The 21,122-nt window shown below is 66.7% G+C and carries 23 protein-coding genes; 10 read left to right on the top strand and 13 right to left on the bottom strand.

The genetic code is table 11. The features are described 5' to 3' along the window. Positions 1-30: 30 nt before the first annotated feature. Positions 31-1,077 (bottom strand): autoinducer 2 ABC transporter substrate-binding protein, encoded by a 1,047-nt coding sequence (locus tag G6N61_RS19250; protein WP_198339304.1) that lies wholly within the window; start codon positions 1,075-1,077, stop codon positions 31-33. A 242-nt stretch (positions 1,078-1,319) separates the two neighbouring features. On the opposite strand from G6N61_RS19250, the gene G6N61_RS19245 reads away from it, so the two are divergent. Both G6N61_RS19245 and G6N61_RS19240 read left to right on the top strand, forming a co-directional pair. Continuing rightward, a complete protein-coding gene (locus tag G6N61_RS19245) occupies positions 1,320-2,519 on the top strand; it encodes a substrate-binding domain-containing protein (RefSeq protein WP_308214997.1) in 1,200 nt (399 codons plus the stop codon). Then, complete coding sequence (locus tag G6N61_RS19240; RefSeq protein ID WP_163919982.1) at positions 2,510-3,205, top strand: helix-turn-helix domain-containing protein; 696 nt, start codon at positions 2,510-2,512, stop codon at positions 3,203-3,205. The genes G6N61_RS19245 and G6N61_RS19240 overlap by 10 nt, the downstream gene beginning before the upstream one ends. Before the next feature lie 24 nt (positions 3,206-3,229). On the opposite strand, the gene G6N61_RS19235 is transcribed toward G6N61_RS19240, so the two are convergent. Genes G6N61_RS19235 through G6N61_RS19225 form a run of 3 tightly spaced genes read right to left on the bottom strand, consistent with a single transcriptional unit; the run spans position 3,230 to position 7,230 of the window. Continuing rightward, entirely contained in the window at positions 3,230-4,501 is a 1,272-nt protein-coding gene (locus G6N61_RS19235) for a threonine/serine exporter family protein (protein ID WP_235887185.1), read from the bottom strand. A gap of 36 nt (positions 4,502-4,537) precedes the next feature. Further along, the gene (locus tag G6N61_RS19230) at positions 4,538-5,989 is read right to left on the bottom strand and encodes an MFS transporter (protein WP_163919980.1); all 1,452 of its coding nucleotides are present in this window, start codon (positions 5,987-5,989) and stop codon (positions 4,538-4,540) included. After that, positions 5,986-7,230, bottom strand: a complete 1,245-nt coding sequence (locus G6N61_RS19225; RefSeq protein WP_163919978.1) for an FAD-dependent monooxygenase — start codon at positions 7,228-7,230, stop codon at positions 5,986-5,988. The genes G6N61_RS19230 and G6N61_RS19225 overlap by 4 nt, the downstream gene beginning before the upstream one ends. A 145-nt stretch (positions 7,231-7,375) precedes the next feature. On the opposite strand from G6N61_RS19225, the gene G6N61_RS19220 reads away from it, so the two are divergent. Next, positions 7,376-7,996 carry a TetR/AcrR family transcriptional regulator gene (locus G6N61_RS19220; RefSeq protein WP_163919976.1) on the top strand — a complete coding sequence of 207 codons (621 nt, stop codon included), beginning with the start codon at positions 7,376-7,378 and terminating at the stop codon, positions 7,994-7,996. A gap of 10 nt (positions 7,997-8,006) precedes the next feature. On the opposite strand, the gene G6N61_RS19215 is transcribed toward G6N61_RS19220, so the two are convergent. Then, on the bottom strand, positions 8,007-8,801 hold the full coding sequence (locus G6N61_RS19215; RefSeq protein WP_163919974.1) for an SDR family oxidoreductase: 795 nt from the start codon (positions 8,799-8,801) through the stop codon (positions 8,007-8,009). 190 nt (positions 8,802-8,991) lie between these two features. Between G6N61_RS19215 and G6N61_RS19210 the strand changes: the two genes are divergently transcribed. Both G6N61_RS19210 and G6N61_RS19205 read left to right on the top strand, forming a co-directional pair. After that, positions 8,992-9,594 carry a TetR/AcrR family transcriptional regulator gene (locus tag G6N61_RS19210; protein ID WP_235887184.1) on the top strand — a complete coding sequence of 201 codons (603 nt, stop codon included), beginning with the start codon at positions 8,992-8,994 and terminating at the stop codon, positions 9,592-9,594. A 143-nt stretch (positions 9,595-9,737) separates the two neighbouring features. Next, positions 9,738-10,454, top strand: a complete 717-nt coding sequence (locus G6N61_RS19205) for a DUF1906 domain-containing protein (protein ID WP_179973698.1) — start codon at positions 9,738-9,740, stop codon at positions 10,452-10,454. Positions 10,455-10,465: 11 nt separating this feature from the next. Here the strand turns inward: G6N61_RS19205 and G6N61_RS19200 are convergent, their stop codons facing one another. The 4 genes from G6N61_RS19200 to G6N61_RS19185 all read right to left on the bottom strand — a co-directional run bounded on the left by G6N61_RS19200 (position 10,466) and on the right by G6N61_RS19185 (position 14,565). Continuing rightward, the gene (locus G6N61_RS19200) at positions 10,466-11,536 is read right to left on the bottom strand and encodes a coiled-coil domain-containing protein (RefSeq protein ID WP_163919968.1); all 1,071 of its coding nucleotides are present in this window, start codon (positions 11,534-11,536) and stop codon (positions 10,466-10,468) included. Positions 11,537-11,767: 231 nt separating this feature from the next. After that, entirely contained in the window at positions 11,768-12,592 is an 825-nt protein-coding gene (locus G6N61_RS19195; protein WP_163919965.1) for an alpha/beta fold hydrolase, read from the bottom strand. Positions 12,593-12,629: 37 nt separating this feature from the next. Continuing rightward, positions 12,630-13,484 (bottom strand): sulfite exporter TauE/SafE family protein, encoded by an 855-nt coding sequence (locus G6N61_RS19190; protein ID WP_163919963.1) that lies wholly within the window; start codon positions 13,482-13,484, stop codon positions 12,630-12,632. A gap of 154 nt (positions 13,485-13,638) precedes the next feature. Next, on the bottom strand, positions 13,639-14,565 hold the full coding sequence (locus G6N61_RS19185) for a LysR family transcriptional regulator (RefSeq protein ID WP_163919960.1): 927 nt from the start codon (positions 14,563-14,565) through the stop codon (positions 13,639-13,641). Between the two features lie 163 nt (positions 14,566-14,728). Between G6N61_RS19185 and G6N61_RS19180 the strand changes: the two genes are divergently transcribed. Then, on the top strand, positions 14,729-15,550 hold the full coding sequence (locus G6N61_RS19180) for an SDR family oxidoreductase (RefSeq protein WP_163919958.1): 822 nt from the start codon (positions 14,729-14,731) through the stop codon (positions 15,548-15,550). A 31-nt stretch (positions 15,551-15,581) separates the two neighbouring features. Here the strand turns inward: G6N61_RS19180 and G6N61_RS19175 are convergent, their stop codons facing one another. Then, positions 15,582-16,184: a TetR/AcrR family transcriptional regulator gene (locus G6N61_RS19175; protein ID WP_198339303.1), complete on the bottom strand. Its 603-nt coding sequence runs from the start codon at positions 16,182-16,184 to the stop codon at positions 15,582-15,584. Positions 16,185-16,292: 108 nt separating this feature from the next. On the opposite strand from G6N61_RS19175, the gene G6N61_RS19170 reads away from it, so the two are divergent. The 3 genes from G6N61_RS19170 to G6N61_RS19160 all read left to right on the top strand — a co-directional run bounded on the left by G6N61_RS19170 (position 16,293) and on the right by G6N61_RS19160 (position 17,871). Continuing rightward, positions 16,293-17,006: an SDR family NAD(P)-dependent oxidoreductase gene (locus tag G6N61_RS19170; protein ID WP_163919954.1), complete on the top strand. Its 714-nt coding sequence runs from the start codon at positions 16,293-16,295 to the stop codon at positions 17,004-17,006. A gap of 126 nt (positions 17,007-17,132) precedes the next feature. Continuing rightward, entirely contained in the window at positions 17,133-17,555 is a 423-nt protein-coding gene (gene arr, locus G6N61_RS19165) for an NAD(+)--rifampin ADP-ribosyltransferase (RefSeq protein WP_163919952.1), read from the top strand. 121 nt (positions 17,556-17,676) lie between these two features. Then, positions 17,677-17,871 (top strand): hypothetical protein, encoded by a 195-nt coding sequence (locus G6N61_RS19160; RefSeq protein WP_163919950.1) that lies wholly within the window; start codon positions 17,677-17,679, stop codon positions 17,869-17,871. Positions 17,872-17,883: 12 nt separating this feature from the next. Here the strand turns inward: G6N61_RS19160 and G6N61_RS19155 are convergent, their stop codons facing one another. From G6N61_RS19155 to G6N61_RS19145, 3 genes are all read right to left on the bottom strand, one after another. Continuing rightward, positions 17,884-18,645: a MerR family transcriptional regulator gene (locus G6N61_RS19155; RefSeq protein WP_163924937.1), complete on the bottom strand. Its 762-nt coding sequence runs from the start codon at positions 18,643-18,645 to the stop codon at positions 17,884-17,886. A gap of 94 nt (positions 18,646-18,739) precedes the next feature. Then, positions 18,740-19,507: a siderophore-interacting protein gene (locus G6N61_RS19150; protein ID WP_163919948.1), complete on the bottom strand. Its 768-nt coding sequence runs from the start codon at positions 19,505-19,507 to the stop codon at positions 18,740-18,742. A 53-nt stretch (positions 19,508-19,560) separates the two neighbouring features. Continuing rightward, on the bottom strand, positions 19,561-20,253 hold the full coding sequence (locus tag G6N61_RS19145) for an O-methyltransferase (protein ID WP_163919946.1): 693 nt from the start codon (positions 20,251-20,253) through the stop codon (positions 19,561-19,563). A 209-nt stretch (positions 20,254-20,462) separates the two neighbouring features. On the opposite strand from G6N61_RS19145, the gene G6N61_RS19140 reads away from it, so the two are divergent. Next, entirely contained in the window at positions 20,463-21,119 is a 657-nt protein-coding gene (locus G6N61_RS19140) for an AraC family transcriptional regulator (RefSeq protein WP_235887183.1), read from the top strand. Positions 21,120-21,122 lie beyond the last annotated feature (3 nt).

Below are 21,122 nucleotides of genomic sequence, written 5' to 3'. Positions count from 1 at the left end.
CGACCTCACTGGACCAGCGATCCTCGGTGCTCAGTAATCGAACTGGTCGACGTTCTCGGTGGTGATCAACAGCGGGTCACCGAGGACCAGCGTCTTACTCGCCTCGTCCCACTTGACGTCGGGCATCGCATCGCTGACCTTGTTGGTGGCCTCGAACGGCTTGCCTTGCGCGATCTGCTGTCCGGCCCACGCCGTGAGGTAGCCCAGGTTCTGCACGTTCCAGAGGATCGATCCCGACGAGGAGCCGTCTTCGAGGTAGGGCTTCATCGACTTCGGCGTGCCGATCCCGACGGAGAACACCTGCCCGATCTTGCCTGCGTCCTTCACGGCTTGGGCGACGCCGACCGCCGAGGTCGTGCACTGACCCAGCAGACCGGTCAGGTCCGGGTGTGCGCTCATCAGGTCGGTGGCCATCTGCGTTCCCTTGGCCTGATCCTCACCCGAGTACACGACGTCGACGAGTTCGGCCTCCGGGTACTTGGCCGATACGTAGGCCTTCTCCGCGGCGATCCAGGAGTTCAGGTTCTCTGCCGTCTCTCCACAGGACACGATGGCCCACTTGCCCTTTCCGCCCATCGCCTTCATGAGCGTCTCGGCGGTGGTGTTGCCGATGCCCTCGGCGGTGGCTTGGTTGATGAACGCCTCACGGACCGAGTTGGGCGCGTCGGTATCGGCGGTCATCACCTTGATGCCCGCGTCCTGCGCCTGCTTCATCAACGGCGCCATCGAGTCGGGGTCGTTCGGCGCGACGACCAGTACGTCCACCTTCTGCTGAATGAAGGAGCGGACGACCTGCGCCTGGGCCGCAGCGTCGGCCGACGTGGGGCCCTGATAGAGCCACTCGACGTCACCGAGTTCGGTCGCCGCCTGCTTGGCGCCTGTGTCCATGGCCTCGAAGTAGGGCGATCCCTGCAGCTTTGGCACGAACGCGACCTTCACGGCACCGCCCGAGTCCTGTGCTGCACTGCTGTCGCCGGACGAAGCGGGTGCGGCCGAATCCTTCTTGGTACAGCCGCCCGTGACCATGGTGAGGGCGAGAACCACGCTGATCGCACCGACGACACGCTGGGAGGTCACCACGGTATCTCCTTCGACGACATGGGCTTCGAACCGCGGATCAGCACCATGTCGACGCCGACCACGCACACCTGCGTAGGAGGTTCCCAGACAAGTGGCATCCGACTGGTCCGTTTCATATATCGAACCAGCCGCCGAGTGATGAAACACACACTAAGCAGGCCGCTGCGACCTTGTCAACAACTCCCGGTACTGGCCCCTGCGATCGTCTGGGAGTCCCCCCTCCGCCCACCCGTAGCCGAATGCGCAGGGACGAAGGCAGATTCGACGACGAGTTTGCGGGTAGCGGCTTTGGCGCGTCGGTTAAGGTGACTCGAATGACCGACCCTGCGGTCGGGGTGGAACACGCCCTTCCTCCCGTCACCCGCGGACGCGTTCCGGCGTTGATGCGTGCGGCGAGCATCCTGCAGGGCATCTGCGACGCCGAGCGCCCGATGGCGCTCGCCGAACTCGCCGAGGCGACTGGCTTCCCGAAGAGCAGCGTGATGGGGATCTGTCACGCGCTCACCAGTGAGAACCTGCTCGCTCGAGGTGTGGACGGCACGTACGCGTTGGGGCCCCGCGTCTACGAATTCGGCTCGATCGCCAGGGCGCAGGCGTGGCCGATTCACGACATCGGCTTCAGTTACCCACTCGACGAGACCTTCTTCCTTGCCGAGATAGGCGCGCTGCGTGACGAAGCCGCGCGTCTCGATGCACGGCTACACGTCCACACCGCCAGCGAAAGCACCCGCGAGCAGTCCCGTCGGGTTTGCGAGTTCGTGGATCAAGCCATGGATTTGATCCTCATCGAACCGGTCGCGACCGATGGCCTGGAAGAGGCATGCGATCTTGCCCGCGCGGCACGGATTCCGGTGGTGGCCATCGGCTCGGCCGTCAGCGGCGCCGATGCCGTGGTGGCGACGGACAACACGAAAGCGGGCTCGCTGGCCGGGGGTGCACTGGCACGCGCCCTCGGCGGACGCGGACGCGTCGCAGTGGTGGGTGGGATACCGATCACCGCCAACTCGGACCGCATTGCCGGCTGCCTCGCCGCCATGTCCCGGCACCCCGACGTCGAGGTAGTCGCTACCAGCTATGGCGAACTGAATGCCCCCTCGGGACAGCGGGCTGCCGAGGAAGTCCTCGACAGTCATCCCGAGGTCGACGGCTTCTTCGCAAGCAACGACCAGATCGCCATCGGCATTTCGCGCGTACTGCGCAGCAGAGGACTCTTCCTGCCCATCGTCGGCGTCGACGGCGCACGGGGCGCAGTCGAGGAGATCCGCAGTGGTGGGCCGATCATCGCCACAGCGACGCAGGATCCGAAAGCCCTGGTGCATACGGCGATGGAGATCGGGACGGCCCTGCACCGAGGTGCGCGGGTACCTCGGTCCTCTGTCTACCTGGCGCCACGACTGATCGACGCGCACAATGCGGCGGACTACCAGCCATGGGGATAGACGCGCCACGTAGTCCAGCGGTTCACCGCGGGGCGAAGATCCTCGACGCCGTCTCGTCGGGCACTGCCAACACCCCGGCCGAGTTGAGCGCGCGGATCGGACTGCCCAAGAGTTCGATCGCCGACCTGCTGGGCACCCTGCAGGACGTCGGACTCGTCGCGCGAGGCGCGAGCGGTGATCTGCGAGCCGGAGGTCGCTGGCCCAGCCTCTCGGACCCCGCCGCGGTCGTGCATCGCGTGTTTCGAGCCTGCGCCACAACAGAACTCGATGGGCACACGGTCTCGCTGATTCAGCTCTTCGGTGACCGGGTGATCTTCGTCGACGTCCACCCGGGCAGGCAGCCGCTACCGTTGACGCCGCGACCAGGTCAGCGCGCGAGCGCAGCCGACTGCGCCGGAGCTGCCGCCATTCTGGCGTCGATGCCACTGCCAGAGGCAACCTGGATGATCGAGGCGGCAGCCGACCACCTCGGGCTCGGCGACGACGAGATACGGGCCACCCTCGCCCTCCGGCCGGCCCGCCGCCGACGCGTCTACGAATCGCGCTCGGTGACCATCGGAAGACAGTTCGCCTGCGCCGTGAAGGGAACCCGGCTCGCGTTGACCATGCACGTTCCAGACCACCTCGGCGAGTCGGCCTCTCGCAAGGCCACGAGCGCGCTCTACGCCGCGGCCAACGACTACTGATACGGCGTCGTCGATGCCGGTGTCTCAGCGCAGGAGGCTTCGGTCCTGCCGACCGCGCCCGCGCAACGGGTACCCACGCCGCAGTCTGCGGAGGGCACCGCCGAACGACCGGGCAACGGCCTCCCCGACCAGCAGCCCAGCCGCGATCGCACAGACCACCGTCGCCACCTCCAACGCGTTCGCCCCTCCCCCAACGGGATTGGTGACCAGGGCAGTAGTGGAGAGCAGACCGAGGCTTCCTGGGACGAGCAGCCAGAATGCCGGCAGGAAGACCACCAACCGCGGAAGGTTTGGACGAACCGCCTCGACGAGTGACGAACCCAGGCTGGCAGTGACAGCGCCCAGGAAACTGCCGAGCACCGCACCACTGACGTGTTGTCCGTAGCTCTGGGCGGCGAATGCCAAGCCCAAGACGACGGTGATCCAGGGCAGCAGTCGCACCGGCGGGCTCTCGAGGACGCCGATTCCGATGCTGATGAGGATCAACCCGAGCGGCGCGGCCCACCAGCCGAGTGTGTCGACGCGGAGATTGGCCAATTCCGCTGCCGGAAGGGTGATCACGTGGCTGGCCGCGACGATGCCGAGGGTGAACAGGAGCAACTGGACCAGCCCGAAGGTCAGCCGCGACGCTCCGGCCACCATGTCACCCGCTGCCAGTTCCGACATCGCGGTCACGATCAACGCGCCGGGCAACAACACGGCCAGCGGCGGCAACAGGGTGCGCAGCGGCCCATCCAACCAGTCGGCGTTGGCGGCGGCGAAGACCCCGCACGCCAGGACGAAGGACGCGAGCGTCGGCAGCAGCGTCGCGATCAGGGCGAAGCGCTGCCCCAGCCGGAAGAGTGCGACGACGACGACCGCCCCTGCCGCCGCGAAGGCGACGTTGGGGCCGCCGGGCTGAAGGATGAGTGCGATCCCCGTGGCGATCGCGATCCAGCCGAGGTTGGCCAGCCACTGCGGGTAGCGAGGTGGGCGCCGCCGGAGAGCGAGCAACTCCGCGGTGGCCTGGGAGACCGTGAGAGTGGACTGCGACAGCCGGTGCCGAATCGCACGCACCTCGGCGGCCTGATCGAGACGCAGCCCACCCTGAACCGACTCGAACGTCGCCGCACCGCCACTGGCCAGGTTCAAGATGACCCCGGTCGGCGATGCGGCGATCTGGATGCCCGGGTAGCCGAGCGCGGCGCTCACCCGGGCCAGGTCGTCCTCGACGTCGCTGACCGGCTGCCCCGTTGCCACCATTGCGGCGCCCAGATAGGCCAGGAGGGTGCGGACGGCGTCGTCGTCTTCGGACACGGCGTCACTCTGCCAGGTCGAGACGGGATGACCGCTTCATTCGAGCAGCACGATTCGTCGGTGACGGGTCCCGCGTGCCAGGGCGAACGCGGGAACAGCGGCCATGACGAAGAGCAGCGCCGACAACGCGACGTAGACGTGCACCCCGGTCGCCGTGCTGACCGGGGCGCCGTCGGCGATGACACCGGGAACGCGAGACGCCTTGAGCACCTCGGCGCCTGCGATCGTGAAGACGACCGAGCCGAGCGCGACGACGACTGACACCAATCCTGCTGTCGTACCTTGCCGGTCAGGTTCTGCGAGGCTGGTCGCGAGGTTGTAGCCGGAGGCCGCGATCGCGCCGGCGGCCATCCCGAGCATGCCGCTACATGCGACGGCCAGCGGTGGCGCCGATATGCCGGCGATCATCGCGATCGTTGCGGCCGCCCCGAGGACGATGCCGCCGAGGAGTGGCCACGCCGGGCCGACCCGGCCGGCCAGCCATCCGGCGCCGATACCGCCGACGGCGATGCCAAGGTTCGCCGCTCCGAACAGAACGGCGATCGCCTCGCCGTCACCCAGCCCGTAGCCGAGCCCGAGTTCGGACGGCACATAGGCGACGATGCCCACGAGTTGCAGCATGCTCCGAAACGAACCAGCGGCGAGGATCAGCGTCACCAGCGCGAGCAGAATCGGGCGTGCGAGTGCCCGGACATCGATGACGGGTTCCTCGACGCGTAGCACGTGAATCACCCAGCTGCTCAACGTGAATACGCCGACGGCGAGCAACACTGCCATGCCCGAGGAGAGCCATCCCCGATCGCCGCCGAGACTGACGTAGGCGAGGACCGCACCCAGGCCGACACCGAGTAGTAGCGCTCCCCCCACGTCGATCCTCGCCGTAGTGCGGACCGGGGACTCGGGGATGACGAGGCGAACTCCGACGGCGGCGACGGCGGCGAGCAGGGCGGCGACGGCGAATACGCCGCGAAAGCCGAACGCGTCGATGATCGGTTTCATCAGGAAGGGCTCGACGACGCCGACGATGGACGAGCTGGACGTCACGAGGCCGACCACGGCCATCGCCAGCCGTGTCGTACAAATCTGCATGACGAGTGCGACGGTCAGGAAGACGGCGGCGAATGCGGCGCCTTGGAGGAGGCGGCCCCCGAGGAAGATCCACAGGTTGGGAGCAGCGAGGCAGAGCAGGGCTCCCGCGCATGCCAGTAGGAGCGTGCCGATGAGTACCCGACGCGTGCCGTAGACGTCGGCGCTCTTGGCGAGCAGTGGTGACCAGATGGCGCCGGCGAACATGGCGCTCGCGTTGAACCAGGCTGCCTGATCGGTGTCGAAGTGGTTCTGCAACTGAGGTATGACCATCATCGGCGAGCCGATGACCACGTCGGCCACGACGTTGGCGGACGTGAGGACGACCGCCCACACTGCGAGTCGCTTGCTCGAGCGGCGCGGTGGGACGTCGCGGGTAGCACCGTTCAGCGCCTGGATCATCGAGCGCTGTCCTTGCCGAGGTGATGTGTGGCACCGCGGAGGTCGCGTCCCGACAGCGTCAGATCAGCTGCAGCAGTGCGTACTTTCTCCTGCAACACGCCGACGAGACCGAGGCGCTGCAACAGCGGGACCGCACAGAGCTTGAGGTTTCGGCGTCGCAGCTGGCCGCTGGTCCGCGCCAGTACTGTGCCGTCCGTGCGCAACGCCAGGTTCTGGTTCTTCTGCACGTAGCTGCGCATTCGCTGCTGATAGGCGGCAAAGGCCTGCTCCGGCCGATCGTGGGCGACGAGTTCACTGGCCAGGACGTACGCGCCGGCGATCGCGATGCTCGTGCCCTGACCGGACAGGAACGCCGGCGCGTACGCGGCGTCGCCGACGAGCGCGACGCGACCGGAGTACCAGCTGTCCATGCGCACCTGGCTGACCGTGTCGAAGTAGACGTCATCGGCGTCGGCGAGGGTGTCGATGACTTCGCCTGTGCGCCAACGGTCACCGGCAAACGCCCGGTGCAGCGTGGCGAGAACGTCGTCGCGGTCGTGGGTGTCGACGGTGCCCGGCGCAGGGTGGACGAAGGTCAAGAAGGCTCGAGCGGGGACACCGTCGGATGGACGCTCGACCAGGACGGTCCGCCCTGGGTGTGAGTAGAAGAAGCCGGTGCCCGGTTCGAACATGTCGGCCGGCAGATCCCACACCGCGGCATAGGGGCCCAGGTGGTGGAGGTAACGACTCGCGTCACCCATGGCGAGAGCGCGGACGTTGGAGTGGATGCCGTCGGCGCCCACCACCACGTCGAACGTCTCAGTCCGCCGCCGGCGGAAGGTGACGTCGACCGCGACGTCGGCGGCGGACAGCGTCGCGATGCCATCGGCGAAGACGTAGTTCACGCGATCCTCGGTTGCGCCGTAGAGGATTTCGCTGAGAACGCCTCGGGTGAGTTCAATGTCGTCGCTGCTCGACGAACCGATCAGATTGCCGTAGTCCAGCGTGCACAGGCGCCGCCCCGAAGGAGCCAGCAGTTGGACCGGGACGTGGCGGTACCGCTGCTCGGCGATCTCGTCGTATAGACCCATGCGGCGGATGACGTCGACTGCGGTGCCGCGGACGTCCACGGGGTAGCCGCTCGTGCGTAGTCGGTCAGCACGTTCGACGACCGTGACCTCCCAGCCGGCCTCGGACAGCCAGTAGGCAAGCACGGGCCCGGCGATGCTTGCTCCGGAGATGAGTGCAGTGCGGGTCGTCATGGATGGCCTCCAAAGTCGTTCGAAGAGCGTGCATCACTTGCTGACGCACTCGAGGTGTGGAGGAGGACGGCGTGCCTCATACCCACATTAGATACACGGTTGTTGCTTACGCAGGAAGGCTAGCCGCATGCGTTAAGCTACGCAAGTGTCTTCTAAAGCACCGACGGGACAGCGGCGTCGCGGTGCCGCATTGGAAGCGGCAATCCTGGACGCGGGGTGGGACCAACTCATCGAGGCCGGCTACGGACGCTTCACCATCGACGCGGTTGCCGCCAGGTCGGCGACTGCCCGATCAGTGCTGTATCGGCGCTGGCCGACACGCACGGAACTGCTGGAGGCAGTGATTCGCCACCGGGGCACCGTCGACGCGGTGGCCACACCGGACACCGGGTCGTTGCGCGGTGACGTGCTGGCAGTCCTGACCGACTTCAACGATCGGCGATCGCGGATCATCGGCGGCTTCGCGGCGCTGTTCGGCGCCTACTTCGACGAGGCAGGCGGATCGCCGCAGCAGCTACGCGCGCTGTTCACGAGCGAGGGGCCGAGCGCCCTGGAGACGATCGTCGAGCGTGCGGTCCAGCGCGGTGAGCTGGCGGCCGTACCGCCGGCTCGAATCGTCTCGCTGCCAGCCGATCTGCTGCGCCACGAGCTGTTCATGACCATGACCGCGGTGCCACGGGAACGGATAGAAGAGATCGTCGACGACGTCTTCCTGCCATTGGCGACGAACTTCGGACGTGACGCGCGTTCGGGGGCGCGGTCCTAGCCCGGGGCGGTCACCTCGTCTGCACCTGGCCGCCATCAACGACGAGATTGCTGGCGGTGATCCATGCCGCGCGGTCGGAGGCGAGGAATGCGATGGCTTCGGCGATGTCTGATGCTTCACCCATCCGGCCGAGTGGGATCGGGATGCCTCCCGCCTCTGCGGTGTCCGCGCCCACGGCGTCGATGATCGCTCGCCGAACGGCATCGGCACCGGGCGAGACGACGTTGCCGGGAGTGACGGTGTTGACGCGCACACCTCGCGGCCCGGCTTCCGCAGCTAGGCCCGTGGTGTAGGTGGCCAAGGCGGCCTTCGCGCTGGCGTAGTGCAGCATCGGCGCGGGCGGGCTCAGCGTCACCGCCGAGGACACGTTGACGATCGAACCCCTGCCGCGGGTATACATCGCGGGGAGCAGTGCGGCGTTGAGTCGAACGGCGGCAAGGAAGTTGATGCCGAGATCGCTGACCCACTCTGCGTCGTCGATGGCGAGCACGCCGCCCAGGTGCGGTGTGGACGCGCCCGCATTGTTGACGATGATGTCGACGTCGCCGAGGATCTCCCGAACCCGTCGGGCCAGTTGATCGACGCCGTCGGGAGTGGCCACGTCGGCGACCACGTACTCGACACCCGGGGGCAGTGAGTCGGGTTGCGAGCGACCGGATGTCACGACGCGTGCACCTCCGTCGACGAAGCGAGCCACGGTGGCCGCGCCAATGCCCTTGCTCCCACCGGTGATGACGGCGGTCTTCCCCGACAGGTCACCGATGGGGTTGGAGGGTACTGCGGGAGCTACGACGGGTGTGGTCACGGATTCTCTCCTCCGGTATTTCGTATTGAATGACGTCCGTCATCACCTTCTAAAGATGTCACGCGTCATCAATAGCGTCAAATGCACGCTTTTGTACCCGACGAAGCCTGGGTGCTCTAGCATCGATTGATGACGATCACCATTGATTGATCGCGATCCACGGCGGGAAGGGAAGTGTCGAGTGCCTCGAGTGTCACGGCAGCAGAAGGAGCGCAACCGCGAGCGCATCGTGGCCGCCGCCGGCCAGGGCTTCCGCGCCCACGGCATCGACGGAGTCGGCATCGACGAGGTGATGAAGACGGCCGGGATGACCCATGGCGGGTTCTACAACCACTTCGCTTCCAAGGACGACCTCGCGCTCGAAGTCCTCAACCAAGGCTTCACTGCCTCCCTCGGCCACGTCGACGCTCTGATCGGCGCGCACCCCCGCTCCGGCCGGGCGGCCCTGAACGCCATCATCGACAGCTACCTGAGCACCCACCACCGCGACCATCCCGAAGACGGATGCGCGTCGTCTGCCCTGGCCGCCGATGCCGGTCGGCACGGGGTTTCGGCACAGGAGGAGTACCGGCGCGGGCTGCAGGGCTACCTGGCCGCGATCACCGACCTACTCCAGGCCAGCGCCAAGCAGGGCAACGTCAAACTCGATGCACGCAGGGCACGCGAGCAGGCCATTGCGTTGTTCAGCCAAATGGTCGGCGCGCAACTCATCGCCCGCGCGATCGCCAAGGCCGATCCGGAACTGTCCGACGAAGTATTGGCGTCGAACTCGAAGGACCTCAAACGTCGGTGACGAAGCCGCGGTGGCCCACAGTGCGGCCTCGACTGCGACATGCGCACCGCTCAATACTCCAGTCACATCGGTCCCATTGTTAACATCGCCCCGTGCCGATATCCCGGCGTGACGCCCTGCGCTACGCCACCGCAGCGTCGGCGATGGCTGGGCTCGGCGCGGCGACGGGTGCCTTCGCGCCCCCGGCCGCGGCCGCCGGCTCCACGCTCATCGACTTCGCGATGCGCCAGATCCCGGCGCAGGACATTCGCGCCGCCGGGCACGCCGGGGTGATCAACTACGTCTCGACCTCGCGACCTGGCTCGTCGTTCGGCGCGAAACCGATCACCCTGCCCTATGCGCGATCGCTGGCCGCGGCCGGTTTGGCCATCGTCAGTAACTTCCAGTACGGCAAGCCGGGCGGGACGGCGCCGTCGGACTTCACCCGCGGATTCCCGGGCGGTGTCGCCGATGCACGCACGGCCTGGCAGTTGCACACCGCAGCCGGCGGCGGCCAGAGCGCCCCGATCTACTTCAGCGTCGATGACGACGTCGACCGCGAGACGTGGAACAACGTCGTGCTGCCGTGGTTCCGCGGGATCAATTCGGTCATCGGCGAGCTGCGCACCGGAATCTACGGGGGCATCAGGGCCTGTCAGTGGGCAGTTGCCGACGGTGTCATCGGAAGGTCGAGCACACCCGGCCGCGTGTGGGCCTGGCAGACCCGGTCGTGGTCCGGCGGTCAGATCTACCCCGGCGCAGTGCTCTACCAGCGCATCATCGACACCGCCTCGAATCCGGGACCAGTGGTCGGCGGCATCCGCGTCGACGTCAACGACGTGCTGGCCGCCGACGTCGGACAGTGGAGCCTGCACCCGTAAGCGGGTAACCGCTACCGACGTGGCGTCGTGGTGATGTGCACGTGGTCGTAGTGGCCGTAGCCGGATGCTTGCGGGCCGGCCGGCGTGTAGTAGGTGCCGCGCCAGATCACGTCCTGCAACCCGAACCGGCCGGCATTGCTCATCGCGAACGCGAGTATTTGATCGCCGAGCGCGATGCCTTCGGGGCTCTCGGGGTTCGGGATCATGATGTCGATTGCCAGCCCACTGGGGTGCCACGGCTTGGAGTCCGGACGGACCCCGTCGATCTCGGCGATCTGGGGGAACTGCGCGCTGACCGCGCGGGCCGCGAGGATCGTGTTGGGCTGCATGCCCGCCTCCGACGCGACGCCGACGGGCAATGACTCGGCGATCTCCGGGACGGCGGCGGCCGGAGGCGGTGCGAGGTCGCCGGGAGGCACGCCGGGCAGGGCCGCTATCGGCGGGGCCGCGTCGACCACCGCCCGCTGCTGCGGAGTCAGCGCCGAGTACTGAGACTCTGCCGCGGCGATCTTGCGGAGCAGCTCCTTCAGCTTGGACTGCAGTTCTGCGCGCACGGCAGCAGCGGACTCGGCCGCGGTGCTGGCCTCGGCGGCCGATCGCTCAGACGCTTGGGCGGCAGTAGCGGCGCGCTCACGTGCCGAGCGGAACGCTGCCAATTGGTCGGCGATACCAGCGCCCACCGTCCGTTGCATCGACAGCTGATCGATCAATTGTTGCGGGGAGTTGGCCGTGAGCACCGCGGCGGCCTGACCATTGCGGCCGCTCGTGTAGTTCATCGCCGCGATCCTGTCGACAGCGGCTTGAAAGGGCGCTAGCTGTGAGTTGGCGGCCTCCAGCGCCGCGAGGTCGCCACGACGGCGGTCTTCGGCCGCTGCCAGCTCGGCCGCCTTGGTGTCGGCGTCGCGCTGGGCGGCCGTCACGGCCTCGCGGCTCTTCACCGCTTGCTGGGACAACTCGTTGAGCTTGGCCAGTGCGTCGGCCGCGGGGTCCGCACTGACACCGCCCATCGACACAGTCCAGGCCAGTGCCAGAGCTGCCGAACCGTACGCCGCTCGCCGGAGTGAATGGCGCACCCGGGTCATTCGGCTTGTCACGATCCTTCGCTCGAGGACCGATGCCGGCCCTGCTGTCGACGTCCCGGGCAAGGCTACGAACTGACACCGGCGATGTCTACTCCGAGAGGGCGTGGTCTCCTGGCCCGTTCGGCCGAACATCGGTGTGTGTCAACGGCGTCAATTTTCGCCCGGGTCTCCGGCGCCGGCGTTCCACGCGAGAACGCGGTTCGACTATGGGTCAGGCAGCGACCATGACTTCTAGTTCTCGAGGAACGCGAGGATGTCGGCGTTGACGATGTCGGCGTGCGTGGTGGGCATGCCGTGGGGGAAGTCCTCGTAGGTGATCAGAGTGCTGTTCTGCAGGAGCTCTGCGGATTTCGGGCCGGCGGCGACGTAGGGCACGATTTGATCGTCTCGGCTGTGGATCATGAGGGTGGGAATCGTGATCTTCTTCAGGTCCTCGGTGAAGTCGGTTTGGGAGAACGCGACGATGCCGTCGTAGTGGGCTTTGGCGCCGCCCATCATGCCTTGGCGCCACCAGTTGGCGATGACGGCTTCGTTCGGGTCGACACCGTCGCGGTTGAATCCGTAGAAGGGTCCTGACGCCACGTCGCGGTAGAACGTCGATCGGTTGGCGGCGAGTTGGGCTTGCAGGTCGTCGAACGCGGATTTGGGCAGACCCTCGGGGTTGGCATCCGTTTGCACCATCAGCGGGGGTACCGCGGAGATGAGTACGGCCTTCGACGCGCGGGACTCACCGTGGCGGCCCAGGAACCGGGTGACTTCGCCGCCGCCAGTGGAGTGCCCGACGTGAATGACGTCGCGTAGGTCGAGGTGTTCGACGACGGCGAGGAGGTCGTCGGCGTAGTGGTCGGCATCGTGGCCGTCGGCGACCTGGCTCGAGCGGCCGTGCCCGCGGCGATCGGCCGCGATCACCCGGTAGCCCCGGGACAAGAAGAACAGCATCTGGTTGTCCCAGTCATCGGATGAGAGCGGCCAACCGTGGCTGAACACGATGGGCTGTCCCGACCCCCAGTCCTTGTAGAAGATGTCGACGCCGTCGGCGGTGGTGATGATGGGCATAGGGTCTGCCTTTCTAGGTTGACGAAGATGCGTTTGGCTAGTGCGTGCGTGGTGATTCGACGCCGCTGGCGCGAACGGCCTTGATGCTCAATTGGATCGCGATCGCGATCAGGAGCACCGCGAACGTCACCGACGACACCTTGTTCGGCAGGCTGACTGCCACGTACACCGCGGGTACCGACGTCACCGCAGCGGTGACACCGAGGATCAGACCGGCGCGGACGTCGACGGCATTGCTGCCGTGGCGGTTGCTGATGGTGCCCGCCAGGCTGGTCGGAATGCTGACCAGCAGGGCCGTGCCCTTGGCGACCGCATCGCTCAGCGCGAAGACCGATCCCAGCAGTGGCACGGAGATGATGGCGCCACCGATGCCGAAGAGACCCGACGCGACGCCAGTAAGGACGCCGAGACCGAGGTACCCGATTGCGACGGCGAGCGAAAAGCCCACGCGATGGCCGGGTTCGGGGACGGCGATCAGCAGGTGGGCTGCGGTGAGAAGCAGGAATGCGATGAACGTCCATCGCAGCCACGTCATGGGCAGCCGGCGAAGGAGGCGACTACCGACGACGGCGCCGCCGATTGCGCCTGCCGAGATCAGTCCTGCGGCGGCGATGTCGACGTCGGCGTGGACGAGGTACGCCGCAGAACTGACCACTGCGGTTGGGATGATCGCCACGAGCGACGTGGCCGCCGCTCGACGCTGATCCATGCCGCCGCGCCACACCAGCAGCGGCACCATCAGGATGGCGCCGCCGATCGCGAACAACCCGGACAGGACCCCGCCGATCGCGCCCACGACCACCAGGACGCGCCATGGCGAACCGCTGCCCGTGGCGAGCGGGACGACGGCGTCTCCCGCCGGTGCCGTAGTGGTTGTCGGTGCAGTGGTCACGGGTGGCTCCTACGGGCGCTGGTGAGGACGTTGCTTCGAAGCGTGCGCGCTGCGCCGTGGTGTAAAAAGAGCCATCTCGTGCGGGGATCAATCGATTGGATCGATCAATCGCCCGCTGCCGAGGGCACGCCCGGGTGCCGCGCCGTTCGTTCGATCAGTCGCGGTGTCGCAAGTGTCCGGTCTCGAGTCGCCAACCCGCGGGGACGTCGTGGGTCAGGGCCAGCCGGACGAAGCGGGCGATCGCCGCGGTCTGCGCCCGCTCGGGGCTCCACTGCAGGGTGTACGGAATCCGCAGCGCAGGAATGACCGGTCGGACGGTGGTTGCCGGCGGCGTACCCAGTGATGACGGGAGCAGTATCCACGTCGCTTCGGGCTGGTTCGTCCAGCCCGCGGCCGATAGGTCCGTCGCCTCCAAGAGGACGACCGGAGGAGAAATACCCACCGAGTCCAGCGCTTGGCGCTGGGCCAGTGCGAGGGCCGGAAAGAGCGTGTCATTGGGAACCGCAAGGCGGTGCTGCGCCAAATCGCCGAGCGCTACCTCGTCGGTGGCGGCAAGGTGGTGGTCCGACCGCAGCCCCACGAGGAGGGGCTCACTGCAGAAGACGGTGTTGACGACGCCTGGTGCGTCGGGCAGCCGGGCGCAGCTAATCGCCACGTCTACGGTGCCATCGGCCATGGCCCGCGTGAGATCGGGCAGCCACATGCGTTGCACCGTCAACGTCACGCCCGGCAGGTACTCGCTGGCGGCGCCGACGAGATGTGGCGCCAGCACGGGCGCCACCGGCGGTGTGATGGCAACCCGGACCGTGCCGGTCTCCCCCTTGGCGGTGCGCCGCACGGCGGCCGCAGCGGCAGCCACTTCGTCGAGAATGACCTTGGCCCGACCAAGAAGTTCCTGCCCGGCTCCGGTCAACGCGACCTTGCGGGTGGTGCGGGTCAGCAGCGGAGCACCCAGCTCGCGTTCCATCCGGCGGATGAGATCGCTGAGCGTGGGCTGACCAATGCCCAATTGCTCGGCCGCACGCCCGAAGTGCAACTCAGTGGCGACTGCCACGAACGCTTCGAGCTGCCGAAGCTCCATGCATCAAGAGGGTAGTGCTCGCTGACCGGGTCAGCGGCGCATTAGTCGTCCTGGTCGATGAGTGCGTTCACCGACGAACTCTTTTTCTACCCACCACGCGCCACGCACGATGAGCGTCGAGGCCCCGACCTGGGCGCCCACGATCAATCAGGAAGCCGACGCCATGAGCAGCTCCGAAACACCATCCATCACGGCAACTCCGACCGGACGCCAGCTCGACGGGAAGACGGCCCTCGTGACGGGAGGCAACTCCGGAATCGGACTGGCCACCGCCCAGCGTCTGGCCGCCGAAGGAGCACACGTGTTCCTCACCGGCCGCAATCAGGACACCATCGACGCCGCAGTCGCGACCATCGGCGACAGTGCCACCGGCATCCGCGCAGACGTGTCCAACGTCGACGACCTGACCGCGGTGGCGCAAGCCATCTCCGCCCGCGGGCATGGCCTCGACATCCTGTTCGCCAACGCAGGTGGTGGGGAGTTCACCGCACTGGGGGAGATATCGGCCGACCAGTTCAACTCGGTCTTCCTCACCAATGTCGGCGGCACCCTGTTCACAGTGCAGACCATGCTGGCGCTCTTGAACCCCGGCGCGTCGATCGTGCTGACGGGATCCACCGCGGCCTACAACGGCACACCGGCATTCAGCATCTACGCCGCGACGAAGGCCGCGATCCGATCATTCGGGCGGACCTGGGCCACCGAACTCATCCCCCGCGGCATCCGGGTCAACACCGTCATCCCCGGCCCCATCGAGACACCGGGACTCACCGGACTTGCTCCTGCAGGACAGGGGCAACAGCTGCTCGACGGCGAAGCGGCCAGGATCCCGATGGGCCGCGTGGGTCGGCCTGAAGAACTGGCGGCCGCCGTGCTCTTCCTTGCCTCGGACCAGAGCAGCTTCATCACCGGCACCGAGCTATTCGTCGACGGCGGACAGTCGGATCTCAAGATGCCATCTCAGATTCCGACCTCCCCGCAGTAAGTACTCACCGTGTCCGCGCGACGCGGCCACGTCAAGGCGAGACGGGCGCCGGTTGCGGCAGAGGGTGCGCGCCATCGGGTCGTAGTCCGTCGAAGATGATGGCCAGGTACCGCTGCCACAGCAATGGCGCTGGCGCCGCGAGGTTTTCGACGATGTGGATCGGTGCGCACATCATCAGGAACACGTCGGCCTCGGTGATGTCGTCTCGGATGGCGCCCGCGGTGCGCGCTCGATCGACCAGGACTTCGAGGTTCGCGTGCAGCGCATCGCGAACCTCGGTCACCCTGGGGTCACCATCGCTGGCCGACTGCAGGAACGTCAGGTCGTGCCGCTGACGTTGGTCGGCAGCGATGGTCAGGAACTCCAGAAGCGCGGCGCCCGCGTCCGGCGAGTCGGCCAGCCGCTGCGCGGCCTCGGCCAGCACGGCGATGTGCTCGCACACGATGGAGGCGATCAGATCCTCCTTGGTCGGAAAGTGCCGGAACACCGTGCCCTTCGCCACCCCGGCGCGGCGGGCGATGTCGGCCACCGATGCGGACGGGCCACGATCGGCGAACTCAGCCTCGGCCGCAGCCAACAGCGACGCGCGGTTGCGTGCCGCGTCTGCACGGATGGGTCGGTCGGACGCGGTCACGGCTCGAGGGTACCAAGTTGACCACTCGGTCATGTTATGCCAACCTGGTGGCAGCAACATGACCGACCGGTCATGTTGTCCGGAACGTCCGAACTGCCTGGAGGACAGATGAAGTTGCACGGCGCCACCGCCCTGGTGACCGGGTCGAATCGGGGAATTGGCCACCACTTCGCCACGCAATTGCTCGAACGCGGAGCCAAGGTCTACGCCACTGCACGCCGTCCCGAACAGGTGAGCATTCCCGGCGCGGAGGTGGTTCGCCTCGACATCACCGACCAGTCGTCGGTCGACGCGATCGCCGAGCTGGCCGGCGACGTCGACGTGCTGATCAACAACGCCGCCGACACCGCGGGTGGCAACCTCGTGTCGGGAGACATGAACGCGATCCGGTCGACGATGGACTCGAACTTCTACGGCACCCTTGCCATGATCCGGGCGTTCGCACCCATCCTCGCGCGCAACGGCGGCGGAGCCATCCTCAACGTGCTGTCAGCGGCGGCGTGGAACACCGTCGACGGGAACACGGCCTACGCGGCCGCGAAGTCGGCGCAGTGGGGTCTGACCAACGGAGTACGACTCGAACTGTCGCACCAGGGAACTCAGGTGGTTGCGCTCGTGCCCGGCCTGATCGGTACGCAAACCCTCTTCGACTTCGCCGACCGCCACGGCATCGAGTTCGCAGAAGGCGCGGTGATGGACCCGGCGGATCTCGTCCGACTGGCGCTCGATGGTCTCGAGGCCGACGAGATCGAAATCTTGGACCCGATGGGCGTCGAGGCGAAGGCGAGCCTCGCCGGGCCGCCCCGCGCATTCGCGTTGTAGGCGAGTCGGTTCCGGCGGTCTTCTAGCTCAGCCACCTTCAGGATAAGGCGCGACGGGGGGCTTGCGGCAAGGCCCGGGTGGTGTTGGATGCTGGCGCGTCTCACCAGATCGTCAGAAGGATTCCGGGTGTCCGATGCGCTTGACGAAGGTCCGTTCTTCCACGGCACGATCGCGCAGTTGCGCGTGGGCGACTTCCTTACCGCGGGTCATCGATCGAATTACCGTCCCGAGATCGTCATGAACCACGTCTACTTCACCGCTCTCGTCGACGGGGCCGGGCTTGCTGCGGAGATCGCCGCGGAACTCACCAAGGGCGAGGCCGTTCCGAGGGTGTACGAGGTAGCGCCAACCGGAGAGTTCGAGAACGACCCGAACGTGACCGACAAGAAGTTCGTCGGCAATCCCACTCGGTCCTACCGCACCACCGCACCATTGCGGATCGTGCGCGAGATCACCGAGTGGAAGCGACTGACTCCGGAGCAGTTGCAGGCATGGCGGGAACGACTGTCCGTGCTCCTCTCGAGCGAGGGTGGCGAGATCGTCAATTAATACAGCGCAACGGCTTTCGCTCGAGCAGACAGTCGAACACCTCGAAGGATTGATCGACGTCCTGCTGAGAGGTCTGCGCCCTTGGTCACCGGCGCGCGAGAGTTCGTGATATGACGGCCTGATGAGTGTCGATCCTCCCGAGCACGACGACGGTGGGACGCCGGGTGCGCGGCCAACACGTACGTGGCTGAGGGCAGTCGACCGACTGCTGTGGGGCGTCGATGCCCCGGTCTCGGACGCCGACCGAGCCCGACGGTGGAAGAAGTTCGCCAACGACGTTGCCGACGTGGCGGGTTGGGGCAACCGCCGACTGTAGCTGGCGGTGCCGTCAGTTCTCAGTTCGGTCGGCGTTCGCGTGAATCGCTTCGCGGCAGTAGGCCGCGAGGCCAGGGAGCCCGAATGTCTCGTCGTACGTGGCGACGTACCTGGGGTCGCTCACGTACATGTCGCCCAGGTTGCGATGAAAGGCCGGCGGGCAGTCGTAGAACCAACGATTCACGTGGAGCCGGTGTTGCTCGGCTGCGTTCATCGCTTCTTCGGAGTCGGCGGGGAGCCCAGCACGGAACGCGTCGGACAGGGCCTTCTCGACGGCTTCCCCCTCGGCCTTGATCCGGATCCATTCCCCCTTCCCGTAGGCCTTCTTCCGGCGCTGTGATTCCTTCCACTCAGCGGTGTCGCCCCACTTCTGCTCAGCTTCGGCCTGGTAGTCGTCGAAGCCGTCACCGAAGAGTTCGCGCATGTCGTCGTCGGTCATGGGTGTGTTCGTCATTGCCTTCTCCAATGCCTTGTCGATTGCCTCGACGAGGCCCTTCATCTCGTCGAGCCGGGACATGACGCGTTCGCGCTGGCGGACCAGGTGGCTGACCTCGTCGCCGTCGTCGAGCAGGCTGGAGATCTCGTCGAGCGACATCTTCAGCCGGCGGTAGACGATGATCTGGGACAGGCGCTTCAGGTCCGTCGACGTATAGAGCCGATAACCCGAGGCTGCCCGCCGACTTGGGGTCAGCAAGCCGATCTGGTCATAGTGGTGCAGCGTCCGGACCGTGATGCCAAATCGTTCCGCGACCTCGCCCACCGTGAGTTCGTCCACCTTCGTCTCCTGCGTCACGTCCACCAGGCTGCTGCCTCACGTTGCGTGAGGGTCAAGTGTTCATTCAACAGAAGGCTGGGATCGAGCACTTGTCCTATTCCATGCCGCGCCGGTTAGGAGTCCAGAAGGGTTTCGTGCGGACGTTGCGCCGGTCCCAGCCGCGCTCGTCGACGAGGATCCGCCGCAGCGTCTGCACGGTGCGTGCTTCACCGGCGAGGTAGGCGGCGCCGGGGTGATCGGGCAGCGCGAGTTCGCGCAACGCCTGAGCGAGTAGTTCGGAGTTCTCGGCGGAGGCGTCGCCGCGCTCGACTCGGTTCATCGGGCGGTCCAACTCGAGATGGTCGGCGGCGGTGGCTGCTTCGACGACACCGTAGACGTCGGCGTCGTCGGGTATTGACCGCAGCATCGCGGCGAACGCGACGGATGCGGTCTCCTCGCCGGCGAACAGGTGGTACGGCACACCGTCCCGCAGGACGAAATTGCCCTGTGGGTGCGTCATCTGGACGCGGTGCCCGATCGCAGTGCCGGACGACCATAGTCGGGCGGGTGTCGGGCGACCGGGGTCTCCACTGTGATCGAGCATGACGATGTCCAGAGTGCCGAGGTCGGGGTTCGCGTCGTAGATCGAGTAGGTGCGCAGCGCGTCGTGCGGATGCCACCGCAGCGCAGACTCGAGCAGGCCGCCGACCTGTAACCGGACGTGCTGACCCGGCTTCCAGGCCAGCTGCTTCAATCGGTCGTCGCGGAAGCGGATGCGACGCATGGTGGGCGTCAGGTTGGTGATGTCGCTGACCGTCGCCGTGAGGAACACACTGTCGCGCAGCGTGTTCAAGAAGGGGATCGAATCGATGAGTGTCGCCACGGGGTCTCCTCGTTGGTTCCGTTTGAACGGGTAGTTGGCTGGTCGCGGCGCAGTTACGTGGTGTACACCGACATCTCGTTGCCGCGGCCCGGGTCGAAGGGCAGGGGCGTCGAGCGGTATCCGTTGCTGGGGTTCCGCACGTAGGTCAGGTAGTCGCCCGCTTCGTCGACGGCGTTCTCGGCGACGACCAGCGCTCCCGGGTTGAGGTGGGGTTCGAGGATGTCGAGTACGGGCAGGTACAGGCTCCATGCGCCGTCGAGGAGCACGAGATCGATCCCGTCGTCCACGGCGTCGCGCAAGGTCTCCAGGGCGTCTCCGACGCGGATGTCGACCACGTCGTCCAGGCCGGCGGCAGCTAGGTTCTGTTGTGCACGTTCGGCTTTGGTCGGCTCAAGCTCGGTGGTCACCAGCCGACCACCGCCACCGTCGCGAATGGCCGCGGCGAGGTGGATGGTGGAGATGCCGAACGAGGTGCCGAATTCCACGACGTGGCGCGCCCGGCGCGCCCGCGCGCAGATGTAGAGGAAGTGCCCGAATTCGGCGGAGACGTTCAGGTAGTTGTCCGCGAACTCGCGATACACGCCCCTGTAGTCTTGCGCCTCTCTGGCCATCAAGTCCGCGACTTCCGCACCGTTGCCGCTCAGGGCATCGGCCCACTGCTCATACAGCGGCCCGTCTGCGGCTTGCGCCTCGACGAACAGTCGCGAGAGCACGTCGGAAACCGGTGGTGACGTGAGTGTGTCCATTGGATTCTCCTTCGAGGGGTGTGTCGAGCCGTCGAAGTAAGGGTTACCTAACAAATTAGGTGGCACCACCGGTAACGTGCCGTGGGATGCCGGAAATCCGCCAAGCGTTCGGACCGGGCCCGACGTATCCGTCCGGGGCCCCACACAGTGCTGGCCGACTCGTCAACGCTTCTCGCATCGGGGTGCACCGTCACACCGAGGGGCAGCTGGTGTACCCAGCCACCGGCGCCCTGGCCACCACCACCGCTCATGGAACCTGGGTCGCTCCGGCCAACCGGGTGACTTGGACGCCGCCCGGATTCGACCACGCCCATCGCTGTTTCGGCGGAACGGACGTGCGGATCGTCGTCATCCCCGTCGAATTGTGCTGCCGATTGACCGACCATCCCGGCGTCTTCGCCGTCAGTTCGTTGCTACGCGAGGCGATCCTGGCGCTGACCGATCGCCGGGAGGTCCATCCCGACGCGTACGAACGGTTACGGGCCGTGGTGATCGACGAGTTGGTGGAGACCCCGGAACGGTCGCTGCACCTCCCCGAACCTCGCGACGACCGGCTGCGCGCCGTCACCGACCTACTGCACGCCGACCCCGCTCAGAGCACCGCGCTAGCCGAGTTGGGCCACGTCGTCGGTGCCGGCGAACGCACGCTGAGCCGACTGTTTCACAGCGAGTTGGGCATGAGCTTCCCGCGCTGGCGCACGATCCTGCGCATCCATCACGCCCTCGCCCATCTCACCGACGGCCTATCGGTCACCGACACCTCGATCGCCTGCGGGTGGGCCAACCCCACGAGCTTCATCGAAGCGTTCACCTCGGTGGTCGGCGAGACGCCAGGCCGCTATCAGGCGCGACTTCAGCAGCACTGATTC

Origin of the sequence: Mycolicibacterium arabiense (assembly GCF_010731815.2) — a bacterium.
Taxonomy (GTDB): domain Bacteria; phylum Actinomycetota; class Actinomycetes; order Mycobacteriales; family Mycobacteriaceae; genus Mycobacterium; species Mycobacterium arabiense.
Note: the sequence above shows the minus strand (reverse complement) of the source record. Positions and strands in the feature narration are given on the sequence as shown.